The following is a 19,237-nucleotide window of genomic DNA, read 5'->3' as shown; positions in this document are numbered from 1 at the left end:
AAAAAAGCGTTCATCGAGAGTGTACGCAAAGCATTGTTCGCAAGTAAAATCGTATCCTATGCACAAGGCTTTGCCCAAATGCGTGCGGCTTCCGACGAGTATGGCTGGGATCTGAAATACGGTAACATCGCCATGATCTTCCGCGGCGGCTGCATTATCCGTTCACAGTTCCTGCAAAACATCAAAGAAGCATATGACAAGGATGCAGAACTCAAAAACCTGCTTCTGGACCCATATTTCCAAAACATCGTTGAATCCTATCAGGATGCGTGGCGTGAAGTGGTAGCAGCTGCTGTAAAACAAGGTATTCCGGTACCTGGTTTCTCCAGCGCACTGTCCTACTACGACAGCTACCGTACAGAACGTTTGCCTGCAAACCTGCTGCAAGCGCAGCGTGATTACTTCGGTGCTCACACCTTCAAACGTGTGGACAAAGAAGGTTCATTCCACTTCCAATGGATGGATACAAACGAGTAAGATCTGCTGATTCAATGTACTGATTAGAACAAGCAAGCATGCTTGCATCGCTTAGAAGTGTTATATTCTAGGCGAATGCAGGCATGTTTTTTTATTTTAACTAAGTACCATACTACTCCATATTATTGAGTGCAAGTGGTTGGAATTTAAGTATCCCCAAATTGTAATAAAATGTACGTATCTATGCTGGTGAAGGTGATGCCTCGACCCTGCATACTGCGTTATACTGGTTCAGACAGACTACTAGCTATCGTTTGTTAGCTGTAAATTCAGCAATCAACTTACTGACGTGGAGGTTAACCGGAGCATGTTTGTATTGGCAGGCATTTTGTTTTTGGTGGTATACGGTTTATTGGTGTTCTACATAGGCTGGAGCGGCTGGAGCTGGATGAAGCCCGTCGTGTCAGCCAGATTTCGATGGTTCTATATTGTGGCCCTTGTATTTCTTGCAGTTTCATTCATTCTGGCCCGGCTGTTTGGAAGTATATCCTTCTTAAGTGTGATTGGTTCTTACTGGCTTGCGATTTTTTCGCTGCTGCTGCTGATCTTGCCAGTGATTCATTTAACATTGTGGTTGCTCCGATTAACGCGGATTCCCAGACATCACACGCAGAAGTGGGCGGGTGTAGTTACTTTGGTGTTACTTCTCTCTACGATGGCATACGGGATCTACAATGCGTACAGTCCGGTCGTGAGAGAGTACAGCATTCAGATTGATAAAAAGGTGGAAGGGATCGACAGTCTCAACATTGTTATGGCTGCAGACATGCATTTTGGTCTTCTATCAGGCCCGGCACATGCCAAGCGCATGGTGGAGGAAATTAACGCTTTGAAGCCTGATCTGGTTCTCTATCCTGGTGATATTATCGATGACAATCTGGACATGTACCTGAGCAGTGGCATCGCAGATATTATCAGTGGTATTCAGGCTCATTACGGAGTCTACGCTTCATTAGGTAATCATGACAAGTTCGACGGCCCGATTGAAGATCTGATTGCTGCGCTGGAGAAGAGCAAAATGCAGGTTCTTTATGATGATAAGATCATATTGGACGACAAAATCACCTTGATTGGACGGAAAGACGGAACGGAAGATGATCGTGCCGAAGTAGCAACGTTCATGCAGGATACCGACCTCAGCAAGCCTGTGCTGATGATGGATCATCAGCCATATGATCTGGATATTGCGGAGCAGAATCAGGTGGATCTGGTAGTGTCCGGTCACACCCACCGTGGTCAGATTGCACCAGCTCAATTTATCACACAGGCGATCTACGAGAACGATTGGGGGTACTTGCAAAAAGGTTCAATGCATTCCATTGTGACCTCAGGTTATGGCTTCTGGGGACCGCCAATTCGCACGAGCAGTCGCTCTGAAATTGTTCAGATTCATGTGACCTTCCAACAATAATAGTAAAAGGCCCTTCAAATGAAGGGTCTTTTTATATGGAAGTGTTTTTGCTTTAAGCCAACCAAAACCATTTAACCCGAATGAATTAGAATAACCAGTATACATTAATATGGTTTCACACCACTGTTCGATGGCAATACTTTATAGGGGTAAACATGTGAAATACCTGTTAGAAAGTACATTGCTAAGATTAAAGCCCTAATAAAAAGGATTTTTCTATGTAATAAACCGATGTAAATAAGACAGTGGTAGCATTTTTGGTTGACACCGTTTTCAGGTTGTGATAAATTATACCCGAGGCTTGTTACCGGTAATGCGGGCAAAACCACTATGGAAATGATTTATTATTTCTATTTTGGTTTTGCCCTTTTTTAATCCTCAAAAAAAACGGGTGGTCCAAAATGATTATTAAACAGATATTTAATAACAATATTGTCAGTACCGTGGATGACAAAAATCAGGAACTGCTGATCCTCGGCCGGGGTATCGGGTTTAAGTTCAAAGTCGGTGATGAGATTGATGAGGAACGGATAGAGAAAGTGTTCCGTCTTCAGGATGCATCGATCTATGAGAAATTCAAGTCCATCGTCACTGAAGTGCCGATTGAAATTCTGCAGGCAACGGATGATATCGTAACGCTGGCTCGTACTCAACTGAATAAAACGATCAGTGACGGGATCTATGTCTCGTTGTCGGATCACATTCATTTTGCTGTCCAGCGTATGGAAAAGGGCATGATTACAAGGAATCCGCTTTCCTGGGAAGTGCAGCACTTTTATAAGGCGGAGTACGATGTTGCCCGAGAAGCGCTCACGCTATTAAAGGAAAGACTGGATATTGATTTTCCCAAGGATGAGGTTTGCAATATTGCACTGCATTTCATTAATGCGGAAGTCAATGATTCCATGAATGATGTGACTCATCTCATGCAGCTGCTTCAGGAAATCATGAACATTATCAAATATCACTTCAATGTCGAACTGGATGAAGATAGCGTTAACTATTTCCGTTTCATTACACATTTGAAGTACTTCTGCCAGAGAGTCATCACGCATTCAACGCATGATGATGCAGAGGAGTATTTATACGAGGTGGTTCGGAAAAACTATCCGGAAACCTTCAAGTGTATCGGCAAGATCGAAACGTTTATCCATAAGAACTATCAATACGACATGACACACTCGGAACAGTTATATCTCACGCTCCATCTGGAGCGGTTAATGAAAACCAAGCGAGAGAATTAGATTTAAATTAAATATCCCATGGGCTTGTTACTGTTCAATCAGGCAATACCCGAATGAAATGACACGCACATGACGTGTCGTATTCGTTCGGGTATTTTTTATTGCAAATAGGAGGAGGAAAACATCATGAATCATCAGGAAACGGCACAGGAAATTATCAAAGCCGTTGGGGGAACAAACAACATCAATTCGGTGTACCACTGTATTACACGTCTTCGCTTTGAATTGAAAGACAATGATAAAGTCGATAACGGTACACTCAAGAAGCTGGACAAGGTCATGGGGACCAACATCTCCGGTGACCAGTTCCAGGTCATTATTGGTAATGATGTACCTAAAGTGTTTGATGCGATGGTCAAAGAACATCCGGCACTGCAGCAGAGCTCGGAAAAGAAAGAGACCAAATCGGACAACAAGAAAAATGTAATTCTTAAAATATTTGAAACGATTGCAGGTGTATTTGCACCCATGCTGCCAGCAATCACCGCTGCAGGTATGCTCAAAGGTTTGCTTGCCCTGTTTGTATCTCTCGGCTGGATGTCGGCGGGTACGGACACCTATCGCATTCTCTCAGCCATCGGGGATGGCGTCTTCCATTACCTGCCACTGCTGATTGCAGTCAGTGCGGCCCGCAAGTTCGGCAGTAATCCGTTTGTTGCGATTGCATTAGGTACGGCGTTAATGTATCCGGATATGAGCACACTGCTCTCCAGCGGTGAATCCGTTGCTTTTATCGGCATTCCGGTAACGGCAGTAAGCTATGCATCATCGGTTATACCAATCTTGCTGGCTGTATGGCTCATGTCCTATGTGGAGAAATGGGTTGATCGCGTAATTCCCGCCGCTTTGAAGCTGCTGCTTGTTCCGTTGATTACTTTGCTTGTTATGGTTCCGGTTACGCTGATCGCGATCGGTCCATTGGGTACATTTGTAGGTAATGGATTGTCTGGCGGGATTAACTGGCTGCTGAATGAAGGCGGATTGATTGCAGGTATCGTGCTTGGCGGTGCAATGGCGCTGATAATTATGACAGGTATGCACTATGCACTTGTTCCGATTATCCTGAGCAACATTGCTACACTTGGCTTTGATAAATTCTTGCCTCTGACGTATATCTCAAATATGGGTCAAGCCGGAGCAACGCTCGGTGTATTTTTCCGGGCAAAAGACAAAAAGCTCAAAACCGTTGCATTATCGACCAGCTTTACAGCCCTCATGGGTGTAACTGAACCGGCAATGTACGGGGTAAACATGAAATACAAAAAGCCATTTGCTGCCGCCATGATCGGTAGTGCTGTAGGTGGCGGATTCGCACTGGCCTTCGGAGCCAAAGCTTATGTACTTGCGGGTAATGGCGGACTTCCTGGACTGCCTTCCCTGATTGGACAAACGTTCTGGTATTCCCTGATTGGTATGATTCTTGCTTTCGTGGTAGGTGCGATTATGTCCACAGTATTCGGAATTAAGGAAGAAGAAGGAGACGCAGAAGCGCTCGCTCAATTTTCCCCTGGTGCTTCTTCTGCGCCAGCAGCAGCGCCTTCCAATGAGGCAGCACCGGTGAATGTGGATGATATGGGTGCACCAACGCCAACTAGTGATGCGACAGCTGTAGCTCCGATGACAGGAAAAGCAATTCCGCTGAAAGAAGTCAATGATCCAACGTTTGGCGATGAATTAATGGGTAAAGGTGTTGCGTTTGTTCCAAGCGTGGGCGAGCTCATATCTCCTGTAACAGGAACGGTTATGAATGTGTTCAAAACAAAACATGCGATCGTTGTCCGCAGTGATGACGGCATGGAACTCCTGATCCACGTGGGAATCAATACAGTCAAATTGCGCGGACAATATTTTGAATCCCATGTTGAAGCCGGAACTCGCATACAGGCCGGAGACAAGCTGCTTTCCTTCGAACTCGATCAAATTGCGAAAGAATATGACATTACAACAGCAATGGTGGTTACTAACACGGCGGATTATAAAGACATTCAGCCAGTGAACTTGGGTGAAATCACGATAGGACAAGAGGTATTGAAAGCCCAAATTTAATCTTAATCAACGAGAAGAGGAGAGAGACGCATGATTAATCGTCAAGGATTTCCCGAAGGTTTTCTGTGGGGCGGCGCCATTGCCGCCAATCAGGCTGAAGGTGGATTCGATGCAGGTGGCAAAGGCTGGTCCACAGCGGACATGGTTCCTTATTTTGAGAAAAAAGACTACACCAATCTAAGAGAGCTCATGCATGTGACGACTGCAACCGTTGAGAAAGCAATGTCCCACCATAGTGCGGAGGGTTATCCGAAACGCTATGGCATTGATTTTTATCATCGATTCAAAGAGGATATCGCGCTATTCGCGGAGCTTGGCTTCAAAACATTTCGTCTATCGATCAACTGGCCTCGTATTTTCCCAAATGGTTATGATGCAGAACCTAATGAAGAAGGACTGCGGTTCTATGACGAAGTATTCGATGAACTGCGCAAGCACAACATTGAGCCACTCGTAACACTTTCTCATTATGAAATGCCAATGGCACTGGTACTGAAGTATAACGGCTGGGCTGGCCGGGAAGTCATTGGTCATTTTCTGAGATATGCCGAAACGGTAATGACCCGTTATAAAGACAAGGTTAAATATTGGCTGACGTTTAACGAAATCAACACCACCATCATTGAGCCGTTCACAGGTGGAGGCATTATCGAAGACCGTGTGGACAACGTGATGCAGGCTTCGTATCAGGCGCTTCATCATCAATTCGTGGCCAGCAGTCTGGTTACGGAAAAAGCCCGTCAGATTAATCCGGAGTTCCGGATTGGCTGCATGCTTGCTCGCATGATTCACTATCCGGCTACTTCGAAACCGGAAGATGTGCTGCAGGCACAGATTGATAACCAACTGAATCTGCTGCATACCGATGTGCAGGTTCGCGGAAGTTACCCAACCTTCATGGCACGTTACTGGGCTGAGCATGGAATCTCCATTGTCATGGAACCAGGCGATGAAGAACTGTTGAAAAAGCACACGGTCGATTTCATCTCGTTCAGCTACTACACATCCTTGGTGTCTGCTGTAAATCCGGAGGAGTATGGGGTAACTGGAGGCAATCTGTACAGCACCATTAAAAACCCGAATCTGGAACGTACAGAATGGGGCTGGCAGCTTGACCCGATCGGTCTTCGCGTAGTGCTCAAAGAGCTGTATGATCGTTATCAATTACCGCTATTCGTCGTGGAGAACGGACTAGGTGCCAAGGATACAGTTGAGGCTGACGGTTCCATTAACGATGATTACCGGATTGATTACCTAAGAAAACATATTACGCAAATGAAGGAAGCCGTTATGGATGGTGTGGACCTCATGGGTTACACCAACTGGGGAGCGATTGACATCATCAGTGCCTCCACCTCCGAGATGTCCAAGCGTTATGGCGTAATCTACGTCGATCAGGACGATAACGGACAAGGTACATTGAACCGTTATAAGAAAAAAAGCTTTGGCTGGTATCAAAAAGTCATTGCTTCCAACGGTGAAGATTTGGCTTAATTCAAAATGGCAGCCCCAGGCGCAGCAGATGAGCGGCGCAGGGGCGCCTTTTTTTGTCCAAAGGGAGCTGGTAAAAAGAATAGCTTCATGACACCCGGGGTGATATACTGTGTTCGTACTGGGGAGGGATAAAATGAAAAAACCAATCATTGCGGTAGACATGGATGATACAATCTGTCATCTGGTCCGGCGAGCCATTTATCACAACAACATCAATTTCCCGACCCATCCGCTGCGTTATGAGGATATGACTCATTGGGATACGTCTCACTTGCGTCATCCGGAGAGCACTCATGAAGTTTTTTATGGTCGGCCCGGACTATTTGAGGAATTGGAGCTGTACGACGAGTACGTTGTAGATGAAATGAAGAAGCTAAATGAAGCTTATGACGTTATTATTGTGACGGCAGCAGATCCGAAGACCGTGGTGGAAAAGTGGAACTGGCTTCAGCGCCATATGCCCTTTATCACGGCGGAGCAGTTTATCACATGCAAACGAAAAAATTTGATTAACTTTGACTTGTTAATTGATGACGGAGCACATAATTTGATTCCGGCTTGGAACGCGGGAAAGAAAGTCATTTGTATCCCTCATCCGTGGAATGGGAGTGAGCGGGAACAGTATCCGTTTCCCTTGATGTCCAGTTGGAAAGGTGCTAAGGCGTACATAGATGACTTGTTTGAGACTGCAAGTGGCTAGTCAAAGTAGCAAAAGGAAGGTCCAGGACGTCAGGTTCTGGATTTTTTGCGATATGTCAGCGGCGTTTCCCCGGTAATTCGTTTGAAAACGTTGTAGAATGTGTCTACATCCCGGTAGCCAACAAGCTCGGCGATGAGGCTAACTTTATGCTGTGAGCTCTTCAGGAGTTCACGGCTTTTTTGTATGCGCAGGTGCTGGAGGTAAGAGCTGAACGTCTGTCCCGTATATGTCAGGAACATGCGGCCAATTTGCTTTTCGCTCCAACCTGATTGTTGAGATAGATCACTCATGCGAATGCGCATGCCGAGATGCTGATCCAGATATTGAAGGATGTATTCAAAATCGGAAGAGGGCCCTTGTTCACCGTGCTTTTTCTGATGCAGCTGTCTGTAGGTCATTACGATAAGCTGGCAAACGAGTGTGAACAACATACTGGAAGAACCGATTCCCGCAATGGAGGTTTCATGGTAGAGCTTCACCATCAATTCTTCAATCTGACGATTCCGATCACCAATGGATATATAAGAGACCTCATTGTTGGCCAAATCGATCAGGTGACTTCGAATGTCCTCTTCCTGAATGGTGAGGGACAGTTTATGTATCAGCTCTGTATGGAACAAACAGTTATATATGATAAGCGGATGCTCAGAGACATTGGAGGATGATGGACGAAATACATGGGGAACGCCGACCGGGATGACAAACAGCATGCCTTTTTGAACCGGGACAATGTCCTGATCAATGTGATGGAAACCCGCGCCTTCCGCAACATAACTGTATTCCAAGAAATCATGGGCATGGAAAGGCAGGTTGAAGTCTTCGGTACATCTATTCACAAATAGCTGCAGTTCGGAGTTGAAGAAGAGTTCACTTTTTAACAGGTGCACAGATGAGTTCATGTCTTCACCTCCTTAAGGTTATGGCCGAATTACCGGGTTAAACAGTCCTCATTACCGGGTATTTCCTTGATTGGGATTAGTATAATTATAGCGTAAGCCTGTGTTGGAAACCACGATGGAAAGGAATGTTTATCCTATGTTGACCATCAATCATCTTCGTTGCGAGTATAAAGTAAATCCGATTGGTCTGGATGTCGAATCACCCAGATTAAGCTGGCAATTGCAGTCGGACCAGCGAAACTGCGTTCAATCTGCCTATCAAATTCAATTATCTCTAACGGATGGCCATGAACAGACCGTGTGGGATTCCGGAAAAGTCATCTCCGATCAGTCCATCCATGTGGAACTGGCTGGTTGGGAGCCTCAGGCACGAACCCGGTATTATTATCGTATACGTGTCTGGGACGCTGATGAAGAGCAATCTGCCTGGTCAGCAGCAGCATTCTTCGAAATGGGAATGATGGACAGCAAGAATGCTTGGCAGGCTGATTGGATTACGTCCAGACCCGAAGATGAACATGATACGGCATGTCCTCGCCTACGTACGACGTTTGAACTGAAACAAGAGGTAACACGTGCAAGAATTTATGTAACAGCTCTTGGACTCTATGAATTGCACCTGAATAACAAGAGAGTGGGTCAGGATTATTTCACGCCTGGATGGACCAGTTATGGTAAGCGGTTGCAATACCAGGTGTATGATATCACTGATCTTCTGCAAGCAGGTGGGAATATTCTGGGTGCATACCTTGGTGACGGTTGGTATAAAGGTCATTTGGGATGGAATAAAGAAAAGAGGATATTCGGAGATCAAGCAGCTTTACTGCTGGAACTCCATATTCACTACGTGGATGGAACGGTAGAAAGCATTCTGTCTAATGGAGACTGGAAGACGGCGAGCAGTGCCATCCGTATGTCGGATATCTACATGGGGGAGACATATGATGCACGCTTGGAGACAGATTGGACAGATAACGCTTCCACCCGTTGGTCACCTGTGGATGTACTGGAATATACCAAGGAGATTATCGTTGCTCAGGAGAATGTACCTGTTACCAAGGTGCAGGAGCTTGAGCCTATCGCCTTAATCACAACCCCACAGGGAGATCGCGTGCTGGACATGGGGCAAAATATGGTGGGATGGGTGAAATTCAACATCGAAGGTAAACAAGGGCATACCGTTGAGTTAAGACACGCTGAGATTTTGGATCATGAGGGTAACTTTTATACCGAGAATCTGCGCGGAGCAGCGCAGTCTGTTCAATATATCTTAAAAGGTGAGGGGGTTGAGTCATATGAACCCCATTTCACATTTCAGGGATTCCGTTATGTTAAGCTCATCGGCTTCGCGGAATCCATAAATCTAGATGACTTTAGGGGAGTCGTGCTGCACTCCGATATGGAGCGAACAAGTGATTTCCAATGCTCCAGCCCGCTTGTAAACCAGCTTCATCACAACATACTCTGGGGACAAAAGGGGAATTTTCTTGACGTACCGACAGACTGTCCACAGCGGGATGAACGTCTTGGTTGGACCGGCGACGCCCAGATGTTTATTCGGACAGCTTCATATCTAATGAACACGGGCCCCTTCTTCACGAAATGGCTGCGGGATCTTCAGGCAGATCAGGGCGAGGACGGCGGTATTCCCTTTTTCGTTCCGGATCTAAGAAGTTCAACTTCAGAGGGCTGGGGAGACACCAGTCATTCCTCGGCTGCTTGGGGCGATGCAGCGGTTATCTGTCCCTGGACCATTTACGAGATGTATGGGGACATCAGACTGCTTGCCGAGCAATATGACAGCATGAAACGTTGGGTTCGTTATATTTATCAGCAAGGTAACAATCCATACTTATGGAACACGGGATTTCACTTTGGGGATTGGCTCGGACTTGATTCCAAGCCGGACAGCTACATTGGTGCGACGGACAAGGATTTTGTGGCAACGGCGTTCTATGCCTATTCGGTCTCACTCGTGAGAAAGACGGCCGCAGTTCTTGGGCAGGGCGAGGATGAAGCATACTATGCAAAATTGCATGAACATATTGTAACGGCATTCCGTGAGGAATTTGTTACGCCAGCGGGGAAATTGGCGGTTCCTACACAAACAGCCCATGTTCTTGCCCTGCATTTTGAATTACTGGATGCTAAGGCAAGACAGCGGGCTATAGACCAACTGGGGAAACTGATTGCAGATGCAGGGAATCATCTGACAACCGGTTTTGTGGGTACCCCATACCTGAATCCGGTACTTAGCGAAACGGGTCATCATGATCTGGCTTATACGCTGCTCTTTCAGGAAGACTACCCGTCCTGGCTGTATCAGGTGACGAAAGGGGCGACGACTGTCTGGGAACATTGGGACGGGATAAAAGAAGATGGAAGCCTATGGAGTGCAGATATGAATTCATTCAACCATTATGCGTACGGTGCCATTGGAGAGTGGCTATACCGCTATGTTGCAGGCATCCGTTCCGATGAGAAATCTCCGGGCTTCCGTGTTGTGCATATTGAGCCGCAGCCTGGTCCGGGTCTGGATTGGGTGGAAGCAAGTCTTGATACGATGTATGGACGTGTGGGTTCAAGCTGGCATCGCCGGGAACAGAATGAGATGGAAGTGCACGTAACCATTCCCGCAAATGTAACGGGTACCGTTGTTTTGCCGGGTGCAAGCCTGCAGACAGTTATGGAGGATGGTCTTCCTTTGCACAAGGTGCCGCATCTTCAGGGTGTTCAAACGAAAGAATCTCACGTGAAGATTGATTTGGGATCGGGAAGTTACCATTTCACATACAAGTGTGTGGAGGAATCGGTGCCCGTAATCATAAAGTAATATAGATAGAGGAATATAAGCACATTGAAAAAAGGATCTGCATTAACGCAGGTCCTTCTTCATTTTTATATAATGTAGTTGTAGTATTAGGGAAAGGAGAGTGTACTTCGTATGACAAAAGAACAAGTCAGACTCGTTAAACCATCAATTGTTTATCAAGAAGCATACATGGCATTTTATCAGGATTGGCTCCAAAGTGGAGAATTGATGGTACCTTGGGTTATTGCAAAAGATCCAAGTGATTTTGAAGGAATGGTAGCCTCTCTTCATCGGAATGAACAAGGAATCGACATTCCGGAAGGGTGGGTCAAGGATAGTACATACTGGCTTGTAACAGAGACCGGAAAGATGGTTGGGGCCGTAAATATCAGGCATGAGCTTACAGAAAAATTGTTGAACAGTGGTGGACATATCGGCTATGGAATTCGTCCAGATGAGCGTCAGAACCATTATGGTTCACAGATCCTTGAGCTGAGCCTCGTTAAGGCACGGGAGCTTGGAATTACCAAAGTGCTGGTTGTGTGTGACGCCCACAATATCGCTTCCAAAAAAGTTATTCTTCGTAATGGGGGAGTGCAGGATCAACATTATGTTGAGCCAGATGGTAACGTAGTGGAGCGATTCTGGATTAATAATGTCGAATAATGTTGAATACGGGTGTGAATTGACGAAAATAATATGGATATCGATTGTATAACCCTCTAAGGCTGATTACAATGAAGTGTAGAATCTGGATTGCGGCCGGAAACTATCATCCCATATCAGTCATAAGTGAGGTTTTATCATGAATCAACCGGTTAATCGGCCCCGGCGAATTGAATATCTGGATCTGTTTCGGGCTATGGCCATCATGGCGGTGGTTGCGATCCATGCAACATCCACAGCAGTTACACATTATCCCACTCATTCAGAGGGCTATGATTTTTATTTTTTCTGGAACAGTATACTGCAATTTGCGGTGCCTGCGTTTCTGTTTTTGTCCTCGCTTGTTTTATTCTACAATTATAGTGCCAGGGTGAAGGAAACGGGTTGGATGTTCGGATTTTATAAAAAGCGTCTGCTCTATGTGTTTGTGCCTTATGTGATGTGGTCATTCATTTATTTTGGGGTCAAACAGCTGCTGGCACGTCATGATCCAATGTCTCATTTTACGATTTTTCTTAAACAATTGCTCACAGGAACGGCCCATACGCACTTATACTTTTTTCTTATTATTCTTCAGTTTTATGTAGTATTTCCGTTACTATTATCACTAACCCGGTTTCGTTTATTTAAGCGTTATCTGCCGTTGTTCTTCATTGCAGCTCAGGCTGTCTTTTATGTGATGCATCTTCAGTTTCACTTCGAACGAATGGGAAGTCTACTGCCGAGTTACCTGATCGTTATTGGGTTTGGCGCGTGGATTGGCCTGAACTATAACGTTTCTCTGGAGAAACTGCGTTCATACCGCTATGTTTTAATTTTGGCCTTTTTAAGCGGAGCTTTTATATTTATATATGGCAGTGTCTACATAAAAACATCCTTAACTGCAATCCCAATCATGCAGTATACCTTGCTGTTTTTGTTCCGGAATTTGTTTACACTTTCTGCATGTTTGTTATTGCTGATGGGATGTGAACGAATAGCGGCAAGAAAGCGGGATCGAGCACATCGGATTCATCGTCTCTTCGACTCACTGGGTACAGTCGCCTTCGGCGTATTCTTGATGCACCCATTAGTATTGTTATTCTGGAGACGGGAGTTCTCGGTGGAACTGGCCCGGCATTTTAGTCTTGGCATACTATTGTCATACGTCGTTGCCCTGCTGCTCTCTTGGGTAGTAGCGATTGGATTACGGCGAATGAAATGGGGCTGGGCGTTGATTGGGCGCTAAATTTGAATATTATATTTATGAATATGAATTAAGAGATTCTAATGCTCCTGATGAAAAAAAGGGGAACTCGAATCTCTTTTTTATTTGCTTTTAAAGAGGTATTATGGATGAATGCCCAGAAAATTCAAGTAATTTATATCCAAAGGAGGAGTCCACAAGCGGTCGGGAAGATGACCGTCGGCCAGGAACTGGAGAAGATCACGGATCTGAAGTTGTTTCATAATCACATGACCATTGAATTGGTATCTCCCTATTTCAGTTATGGTACACCTCAAGGGAAACGACTGGTGAGCCTGTTTCGTCAGGAAATTTTTGAAGAAGTGGCGAAGAGTAATCTTCCCGGCTTGATCTTTACATATGTGTGGGCGTTTGATTCCCAAGAGGATGCAGAATATATCCGTAAAATCAGTGAACTGTTCACTGCTCATGGCGGACAGGTGTGTTATGTCGAATTGGAGGCAGATCTGCCGGAGCGATTGAAACGTAACCGGAGTCCTCACCGGCTGCTGCATAAGGCAACGAAGCGAAACGTAGAATGGTCTGAACAGGATTTGCTAGATAGCATGAACAAGCACCAACTGAATTCAGTCCCGGGAGAATTTACACATGAGCACTATATACGAATTAATAACACCCATAAAAGTCCTGAAGAGGTGGCAGAAGCCATCAAGAAAAGATTTGAACTATAATCAGCGATCCGCAAGCCTTTAAACTCGCACACATGGGAACCTGAGAACTGGCTTGCCAAGGAAAAATCATCCTAAACAGCACGTATTATCGCTGCGCATGCTAGCAAATTAGGTGTTACGGAGGACGATGTCGTCCGTTTTTTGCAAGAATTGTATGAGAAGCGATTGTACTAATATTTGCAAAGTCTAAGGAGTTGAATCATATTGTTTGTACTCATCTTGATGATTGCAGGAGCCATTGTAAGTCTTTTGGTTCCGTACGGCACTGTCATCGTCATTGGTGTTATTCTCGGACTTGTGGTGGATAATTATCGAAATACGTTATATATTCGTGAAGATATCCGTACGATCAAGAAGCATCTGGGGCTCATGAACAACAAGGAAGCAGAAGAATACGAATTCGAGAAAGAGTTGAGTCAACAGGATCAACTTACTTCTGATGAGATTCGTGTGATCAACAAGAGGATTGTAGCTGAGCTGGAGAAGGAAAATAGAAATAAGAAAAACTAGGATTGCAAGTTTGCTTCGTCCTGCAATTTAATGCAAAAAAGTGATCGTTTCTCCTCGGGTCGGTAATTCATTCAACTTTCTCTCATTAACCATGAATGGTATGGAATACTGGCGATCTAAGAGCGGAAAATGGATGAGTATTGCTCTTCATATGTTGGGCGTATATTATTCATTCGAGAGGAATTAATGCAAATGCTTCAAGAACATAAGGGAGAGACTGAATAAAATAAAACAGATGGAACCAGATTAAATTTATTGTTGCACATTGTAGAAAATTGTAATACCATGAACGCACATATCGTAGATATTGAAGTTGAAAAGGGCAGGACCTATGACCTCGTTGAAGGTATGGCTTGTCTTTTTCTGTATATTGGGGTGGATAAAGTGAAAATCGAGAAGGTGCTGAATAATAATGCTGTAGTTGCCATTCAGGATGGGCGCGAAGTCATCGTCATTGGCCGAGGTATAGCTTTTCAGAAGCGGGCAGGTGATCAGGTCTCCGAGGAGCAAATTGACAAGATCTTTACTTTGCAGAACGAAGATATCCAGGAAAACTTCAAAACATTAATCGCCAGCATACCGCTGGAATACATGAAAGTTTCCGAAGAGATCATCGCGTATGCCAAACTGAAATTGGGCAAAAAATTGAATGACAGCATCTATCTCCATCTTACAGATCATATCCATTTCGCCATTGAGCGATATCGCAAGAACCTGCCTATACGAAATGGACTACTGTGGGAAACGAAACAGTTGTACAAGGATGAGTACGAAGTGGGACTTGAGGCACTCAACATGATTTGTGATCAATTTGGTGTCCTGTTACCGGAAGATGAAGCCGGATTTATGGCATTACATTTTGTAAATGCAGCACTTAACGAAGAAATGCCAAATATTCGAAGCATGACACAGGTGATGCAAGAGGTGCTGACGATCATCAAGTACCATTTCAAAATGGATTTTGACGAGAACTCGCTGAACTATTACCGATTTGTGACACATCTGAAATTTTTCGCCCAACGTCTGGTCAAAGGGAAGCACTATAAAAATAACAATGATGATGAATTGTTTGAATTGATCCAGAAGAAGTACCCTGAAGCGCACAAGTGCTCGGAAAAAATCAAAAAATTTATTGAAAATAACTACACGTATCAACTTACTAACGAGGAAATGATGTACCTGTCAATTCATATTGAACGCGTGGTGCACGCCACTTCAGAGTAGTTTGATTATCCAAAATATTCCACTAAAAAAGCGCTTGCAAAAGTCCAGAAGTTATATTATTATGAATCCATAAAGTAAGCGCATACAAAATCGGATTGTAACTGTTCAATCAGGCAATGCCGATCACTCCAGGTCAGTAGACTGGTTGCAACTTACTTTAAGATGAAGTTGTTGAAGTAACAACTGAATATCGCTGTGTACAGCCTTACAGGGTTGCAACCAATTAAGGGCAAAACCTGAATTGCTGAATAACACGACTTGTTTCCGGATCATCCGGCACGTTGTGTATGTTCAGTAGTTCAGGTTTTCTTTGTTTCACAAGCATGGGGAGTCTACTTAGAGAGGGAGAATAACTATGAATTACGATCAACTGGCCAAAGACATCCTATCCCGTGTAGGTGGTTCTGGTAACGTGAACAGCGTTTTCCACTGTGTAACCAGATTACGTTTTAAACTGAAAAATGAAAGCGTCACTAAAACAGAAGAGATTAAAAATCTGCCCGGCGTTATTACGGTTATGCAGAGTGGTGGACAATATCAGGTAGTCATCGGCAATGAAGTGCCGGATGTATATAAAGCGATTGTGAAGGTGGGCAACTTGCCGACAGAAGGTCAGGTTGAAGAGACGAAGGAAGAATCGGGGAAAAAAGTAGGATTGTTCAGCCGATTTATCGATATGATCTCGGGAGTTTTCACTCCACTTCTCGGCTTGCTTGCTGCAACAGGGATGATCAAAGGGTTTACAGCCATGTTTCTATCCTTCGGCTGGTTGACGGACACATCCGGAACGTACCATTTGCTGAATGCAACGGGTGACTGTCTGTTCTACTTCTTCCCGGTATTCCTTGGTTATACAGCTATCAAGAAATTTGGCGGCTCACCGTTTCTGGGTATGGCCATCGGTGCTACACTGGTTTATCCTACGCTGTCCGGTTTGACTGCAGGAGATCCATTGTACACATTGTTCGCAGGTACGTTGTTTGAATCACCGATCCATATTACATTTCTAGGTATTCCTGTGATCCTGATGAACTATTCATCTTCGGTTATTCCAATTATCATTGCTACATTCTTTGCCGTGAAAATCGAAAGATTCTTCAAAAATGTTATTCCTAAAGTGGTTAGCACATTCCTTGTTCCATTCTTCACGCTGCTTGTTATCGTTCCGGCAACGTTCCTTGTGATTGGTCCAGTATCCACTTGGGCTGGACAGTTGATCGGTGCAGGAGCAACCGGGATATATGATCTGAGCCCACTTCTTACAGGACTTATCATTGGCGGTCTGTGGCAGGTGTTTGTACTGTTCGGTCTTCACTGGGGTCTGGTTCCAGTCATGCTTCTGAACCTCAGTACGTCCGGAGCGGATCCGGTGGTTGCCATGTCGTTCGCTGCATCCTTTGCTCAGATTGGTGCGGTACTTGCCGTAATGTTGAGAACTAAAAATGCCAAACTGAAATCTTTGAGTATTCCGGCCTTCATCTCTGGCATCTTCGGTGTTACCGAGCCGGCAATCTATGGTGTGACCCTTCCACTGAAAAAACCGTTTATCATGAGCTGTATTGCAGGTGGTATTGGCGGCGCCATACTGGGATTCTTCGGCTCGAAAATGTACATGTTTGGCGGACTTGGCGTATTCGGTTATCCGACCTTCATTAACCCGGCCACAGGTGTTGATTCAACATTCTACATGGCACTTGTTGCAACAGCCGTTGCGTTCATACTTGGTTTTGTTCTTACGTATGTAGTTGGTTTCAAGGAAGCTGCTGCACCTGTACCAGCTCCGGCAGCTGCACCAGTACCTGCACTCGATCCCAACCCGAACAGCAAATACGAAATCTTCAGCCCAATGGCTGGCGAAGTTATTCAATTGAAGGAAATTAACGACATTACGTTTGCTGGTGAGCATATGGGTAAAGGTATTGCGATTCGACCAACAAGTGGCCGAGTGGTATCTCCAATCACAGGTGTTGTACAAACGGTTTACCGCACAAAGCATGCGATTGGACTTGTGACGGATGATGGTGTAGAGATGTTGATCCACATTGGACAAGATACGGTCCAACTGAAAGGTCAACATTTCAACGCTCATGTAAAAGATGGTGACCGGGTCAACGTTGGAGATTTGATTATGGAGTTTGATCTGCAGGCCATCAAGGATGCCGGTTATGAGACGGTTACTCCCATTATTATTACGAATACTTCAAATTACCTGGATGTTGTGGGCACAGAGAATGCATCGGTGAACGAAAAAGACAAATTGCTGACGGTGCTTGGTTAATTCCAGTTACGATGAAGAGGAGGAGTGTACTATGTTTGAAAAGCCAACTTCCTTCCCGGAGAATTTTCTCTGGGGAGGAGCTACAGCAGCGAATCAGCTGGAAGGTGCCTATCTGGAAGGAGGGAAAGGATTGACTACGGTCGATCTAATCCCTACCGGGTCTAGGCGGTTCCCCATTGCGATGGGGAACCTGGACTCGTTCGAACCCAAGGAAGGCGAGTTCTACCCTTCTCATGAAGCCATTGATTTCTATCATCGGTACAAGGAAGACATTGCTTTATTTGCTGAAATGGGGTTCAAATGTTTAAGACTTTCGATCGCCTGGTCTCGGATATTCCCGAACGGGGATGACGCCGAGCCCAATGAGGCAGGCCTGCAATTCTATGATGATGTCTTCGATGAATTGTTGAAATATAACATCGAACCGGTCGTTACCATTTGTCATTTTGATGTACCTGTACACCTCGTGCAAACATATGGCGGCTGGAAGAACCGCAAGATGATTGGATTTTTTGAGACCTATGCGAAGACGTTATTCCATCGATATCAGGATAAAGTGAAATACTGGATGACGTTTAACGAAATCAATATGCTTCTGCATCTACCTTATATTGGTGCAGGTATCGTCCTGCAAGAGGGAGAGGACAAGCAGCAGATCTTGTATCAGGCGGCCCATCATGAACTGGTAGCCAGTGCACTTGCCGTCAAGGCGTGTCACGAGATGATTCCCGGCGCACAGATCGGATGTATGCTGGCGGCAGGTATGGTGTATCCCTACACATCCAATCCGGAGGACGTATGGAAGGCGATGGAGCAGGATCGCGAGTCATTTTTCTTCATTGATGTTCAGTCCAAGGGGGCATACCCGGGCTACACAAAGCGTTTCTTCAGAGAAAACGGAATTCATATTGAGATGCAGCCAGAAGATGCCGAGCTTCTTAAGCAAAATACGGTGGACTATATTGGCTTCAGCTATTATGCCAGCCGCTGCACAAGCACCGATCCGGAGATTTTGAAGGATTCAACCGAGGGCAATGTATTTGGTTCAGTGAAAAATCCTTATCTTGATGCATCGGAATGGGGATGGACCATTGATCCGAAAGGTCTGCGAATTACCTGCAATCAGCTGCACGATCGCTACGGCAAGCCATTATTCATTGTGGAAAATGGTCTTGGTGCTACAGATGTATTGCTGGATAATGATACGGTGGAGGATGATTATCGCATTGACTATCTGGACCGTCATTTTGCCGAGATGGCAGAGGCCATTCAGGACGGAGTCGAGATCATTGGATATACGAGCTGGGGCCCGATTGATTTGGTCAGTGCAGGTACAGGAGAAATGAAGAAACGTTATGGTTACATCTATGTAGACCGAAACAACGACGGAACGGGTTCGCTGAGAAGGGTGAAAAAGAAAAGCTTCCACTGGTACAAAGACGTCATTGCTACTCGAGGTGCACAATACTTCTAAGTGCTGTCCAGTAAGTGAAATTCAGAAAAAGGGAGGAGCAGTCCTGTGTTATACACGGTTCTGCTCCTGTTTTGTTCAATTGAAC

14 protein-coding genes and 1 pseudogene are annotated in these 19,237 nt (G+C 45.1%); 14 read left to right on the top strand and 1 reads right to left on the bottom strand.

Going from position 1 to position 19,237, the window contains the following annotated elements; translation table 11 throughout:
* The 6 genes and pseudogenes from GUA98_RS09730 to GUA98_RS09705 form a co-directional block, all read left to right on the top strand.
* A pseudogene (locus tag GUA98_RS09730) lies at positions 1–477 on the top strand (NADP-dependent phosphogluconate dehydrogenase); the annotation flags it as partial.
* Between the two features lie 307 nt (positions 478–784).
* Complete coding sequence (locus GUA98_RS09725; protein WP_153979093.1) at positions 785–1,888, top strand: metallophosphoesterase; 1,104 nt, start codon at positions 785–787, stop codon at positions 1,886–1,888.
* 401 nt (positions 1,889–2,289) lie between these two features.
* Positions 2,290–3,132 carry a BglG family transcription antiterminator LicT gene (gene licT, locus GUA98_RS09720; RefSeq protein WP_095357321.1) on the top strand — a complete coding sequence of 281 codons (843 nt, stop codon included), beginning with the start codon at positions 2,290–2,292 and terminating at the stop codon, positions 3,130–3,132.
* 126 nt (positions 3,133–3,258) lie between these two features.
* Positions 3,259–5,178, top strand: a complete 1,920-nt coding sequence (locus tag GUA98_RS09715; RefSeq protein ID WP_193722838.1) for a beta-glucoside-specific PTS transporter subunit IIABC — start codon at positions 3,259–3,261, stop codon at positions 5,176–5,178.
* 30 nt (positions 5,179–5,208) lie between these two features.
* Positions 5,209–6,672 carry a glycoside hydrolase family 1 protein gene (locus tag GUA98_RS09710; protein WP_193722837.1) on the top strand — a complete coding sequence of 488 codons (1,464 nt, stop codon included), beginning with the start codon at positions 5,209–5,211 and terminating at the stop codon, positions 6,670–6,672.
* 133 nt (positions 6,673–6,805) lie between these two features.
* Positions 6,806–7,372, top strand: coding sequence for a 5' nucleotidase, NT5C type (locus GUA98_RS09705; RefSeq protein ID WP_193722836.1), 567 nt, complete (start codon positions 6,806–6,808; stop codon positions 7,370–7,372).
* A gap of 29 nt (positions 7,373–7,401) precedes the next feature.
* Here GUA98_RS09705 and GUA98_RS09700 read toward each other — a convergent pair whose 3' ends face one another.
* Positions 7,402–8,271 (bottom strand): AraC family transcriptional regulator, encoded by an 870-nt coding sequence (locus GUA98_RS09700; RefSeq protein ID WP_193722835.1) that lies wholly within the window; start codon positions 8,269–8,271, stop codon positions 7,402–7,404.
* 136 nt (positions 8,272–8,407) lie between these two features.
* Between GUA98_RS09700 and GUA98_RS09695 the strand changes: the two genes are divergently transcribed.
* From GUA98_RS09695 to GUA98_RS09660, 8 genes are all read left to right on the top strand, one after another.
* Complete coding sequence (locus tag GUA98_RS09695) at positions 8,408–11,104, top strand: glycoside hydrolase family 78 protein (RefSeq protein WP_193722834.1); 2,697 nt, start codon at positions 8,408–8,410, stop codon at positions 11,102–11,104.
* 111 nt (positions 11,105–11,215) lie between these two features.
* Positions 11,216–11,749, top strand: a complete 534-nt coding sequence (locus GUA98_RS09690; protein WP_193722833.1) for a GNAT family N-acetyltransferase — start codon at positions 11,216–11,218, stop codon at positions 11,747–11,749.
* A gap of 139 nt (positions 11,750–11,888) precedes the next feature.
* Entirely contained in the window at positions 11,889–12,977 is a 1,089-nt protein-coding gene (locus tag GUA98_RS09685; protein WP_193722832.1) for an acyltransferase, read from the top strand.
* A gap of 107 nt (positions 12,978–13,084) precedes the next feature.
* Positions 13,085–13,666: a shikimate kinase gene (locus tag GUA98_RS09680; protein ID WP_193722831.1), complete on the top strand. Its 582-nt coding sequence runs from the start codon at positions 13,085–13,087 to the stop codon at positions 13,664–13,666.
* Positions 13,667–13,870: 204 nt separating this feature from the next.
* On the top strand, positions 13,871–14,176 hold the full coding sequence (locus GUA98_RS09675) for a hypothetical protein (RefSeq protein WP_153979084.1): 306 nt from the start codon (positions 13,871–13,873) through the stop codon (positions 14,174–14,176).
* Positions 14,177–14,560: 384 nt separating this feature from the next.
* Entirely contained in the window at positions 14,561–15,400 is an 840-nt protein-coding gene (gene licT, locus GUA98_RS09670; RefSeq protein ID WP_110823418.1) for a BglG family transcription antiterminator LicT, read from the top strand.
* A gap of 355 nt (positions 15,401–15,755) precedes the next feature.
* On the top strand, positions 15,756–17,678 hold the full coding sequence (locus GUA98_RS09665) for a beta-glucoside-specific PTS transporter subunit IIABC (protein ID WP_193722830.1): 1,923 nt from the start codon (positions 15,756–15,758) through the stop codon (positions 17,676–17,678).
* Positions 17,679–17,709: 31 nt separating this feature from the next.
* A complete protein-coding gene (locus GUA98_RS09660; protein WP_193722829.1) occupies positions 17,710–19,152 on the top strand; it encodes a 6-phospho-beta-glucosidase in 1,443 nt (480 codons plus the stop codon).
* Positions 19,153–19,237: the final 85 nt, after the last annotated feature.

The organism is Paenibacillus sp. P13VS, assembly GCF_015143645.1.
Taxonomy (GTDB): Bacteria; Bacillota; Bacilli; order Paenibacillales; family Paenibacillaceae; genus Paenibacillus; species Paenibacillus xylanilyticus_A.
The sequence above is the reverse complement of the archived record's forward strand: the minus strand, read 5'-3'. Positions and strand labels throughout refer to the sequence as shown.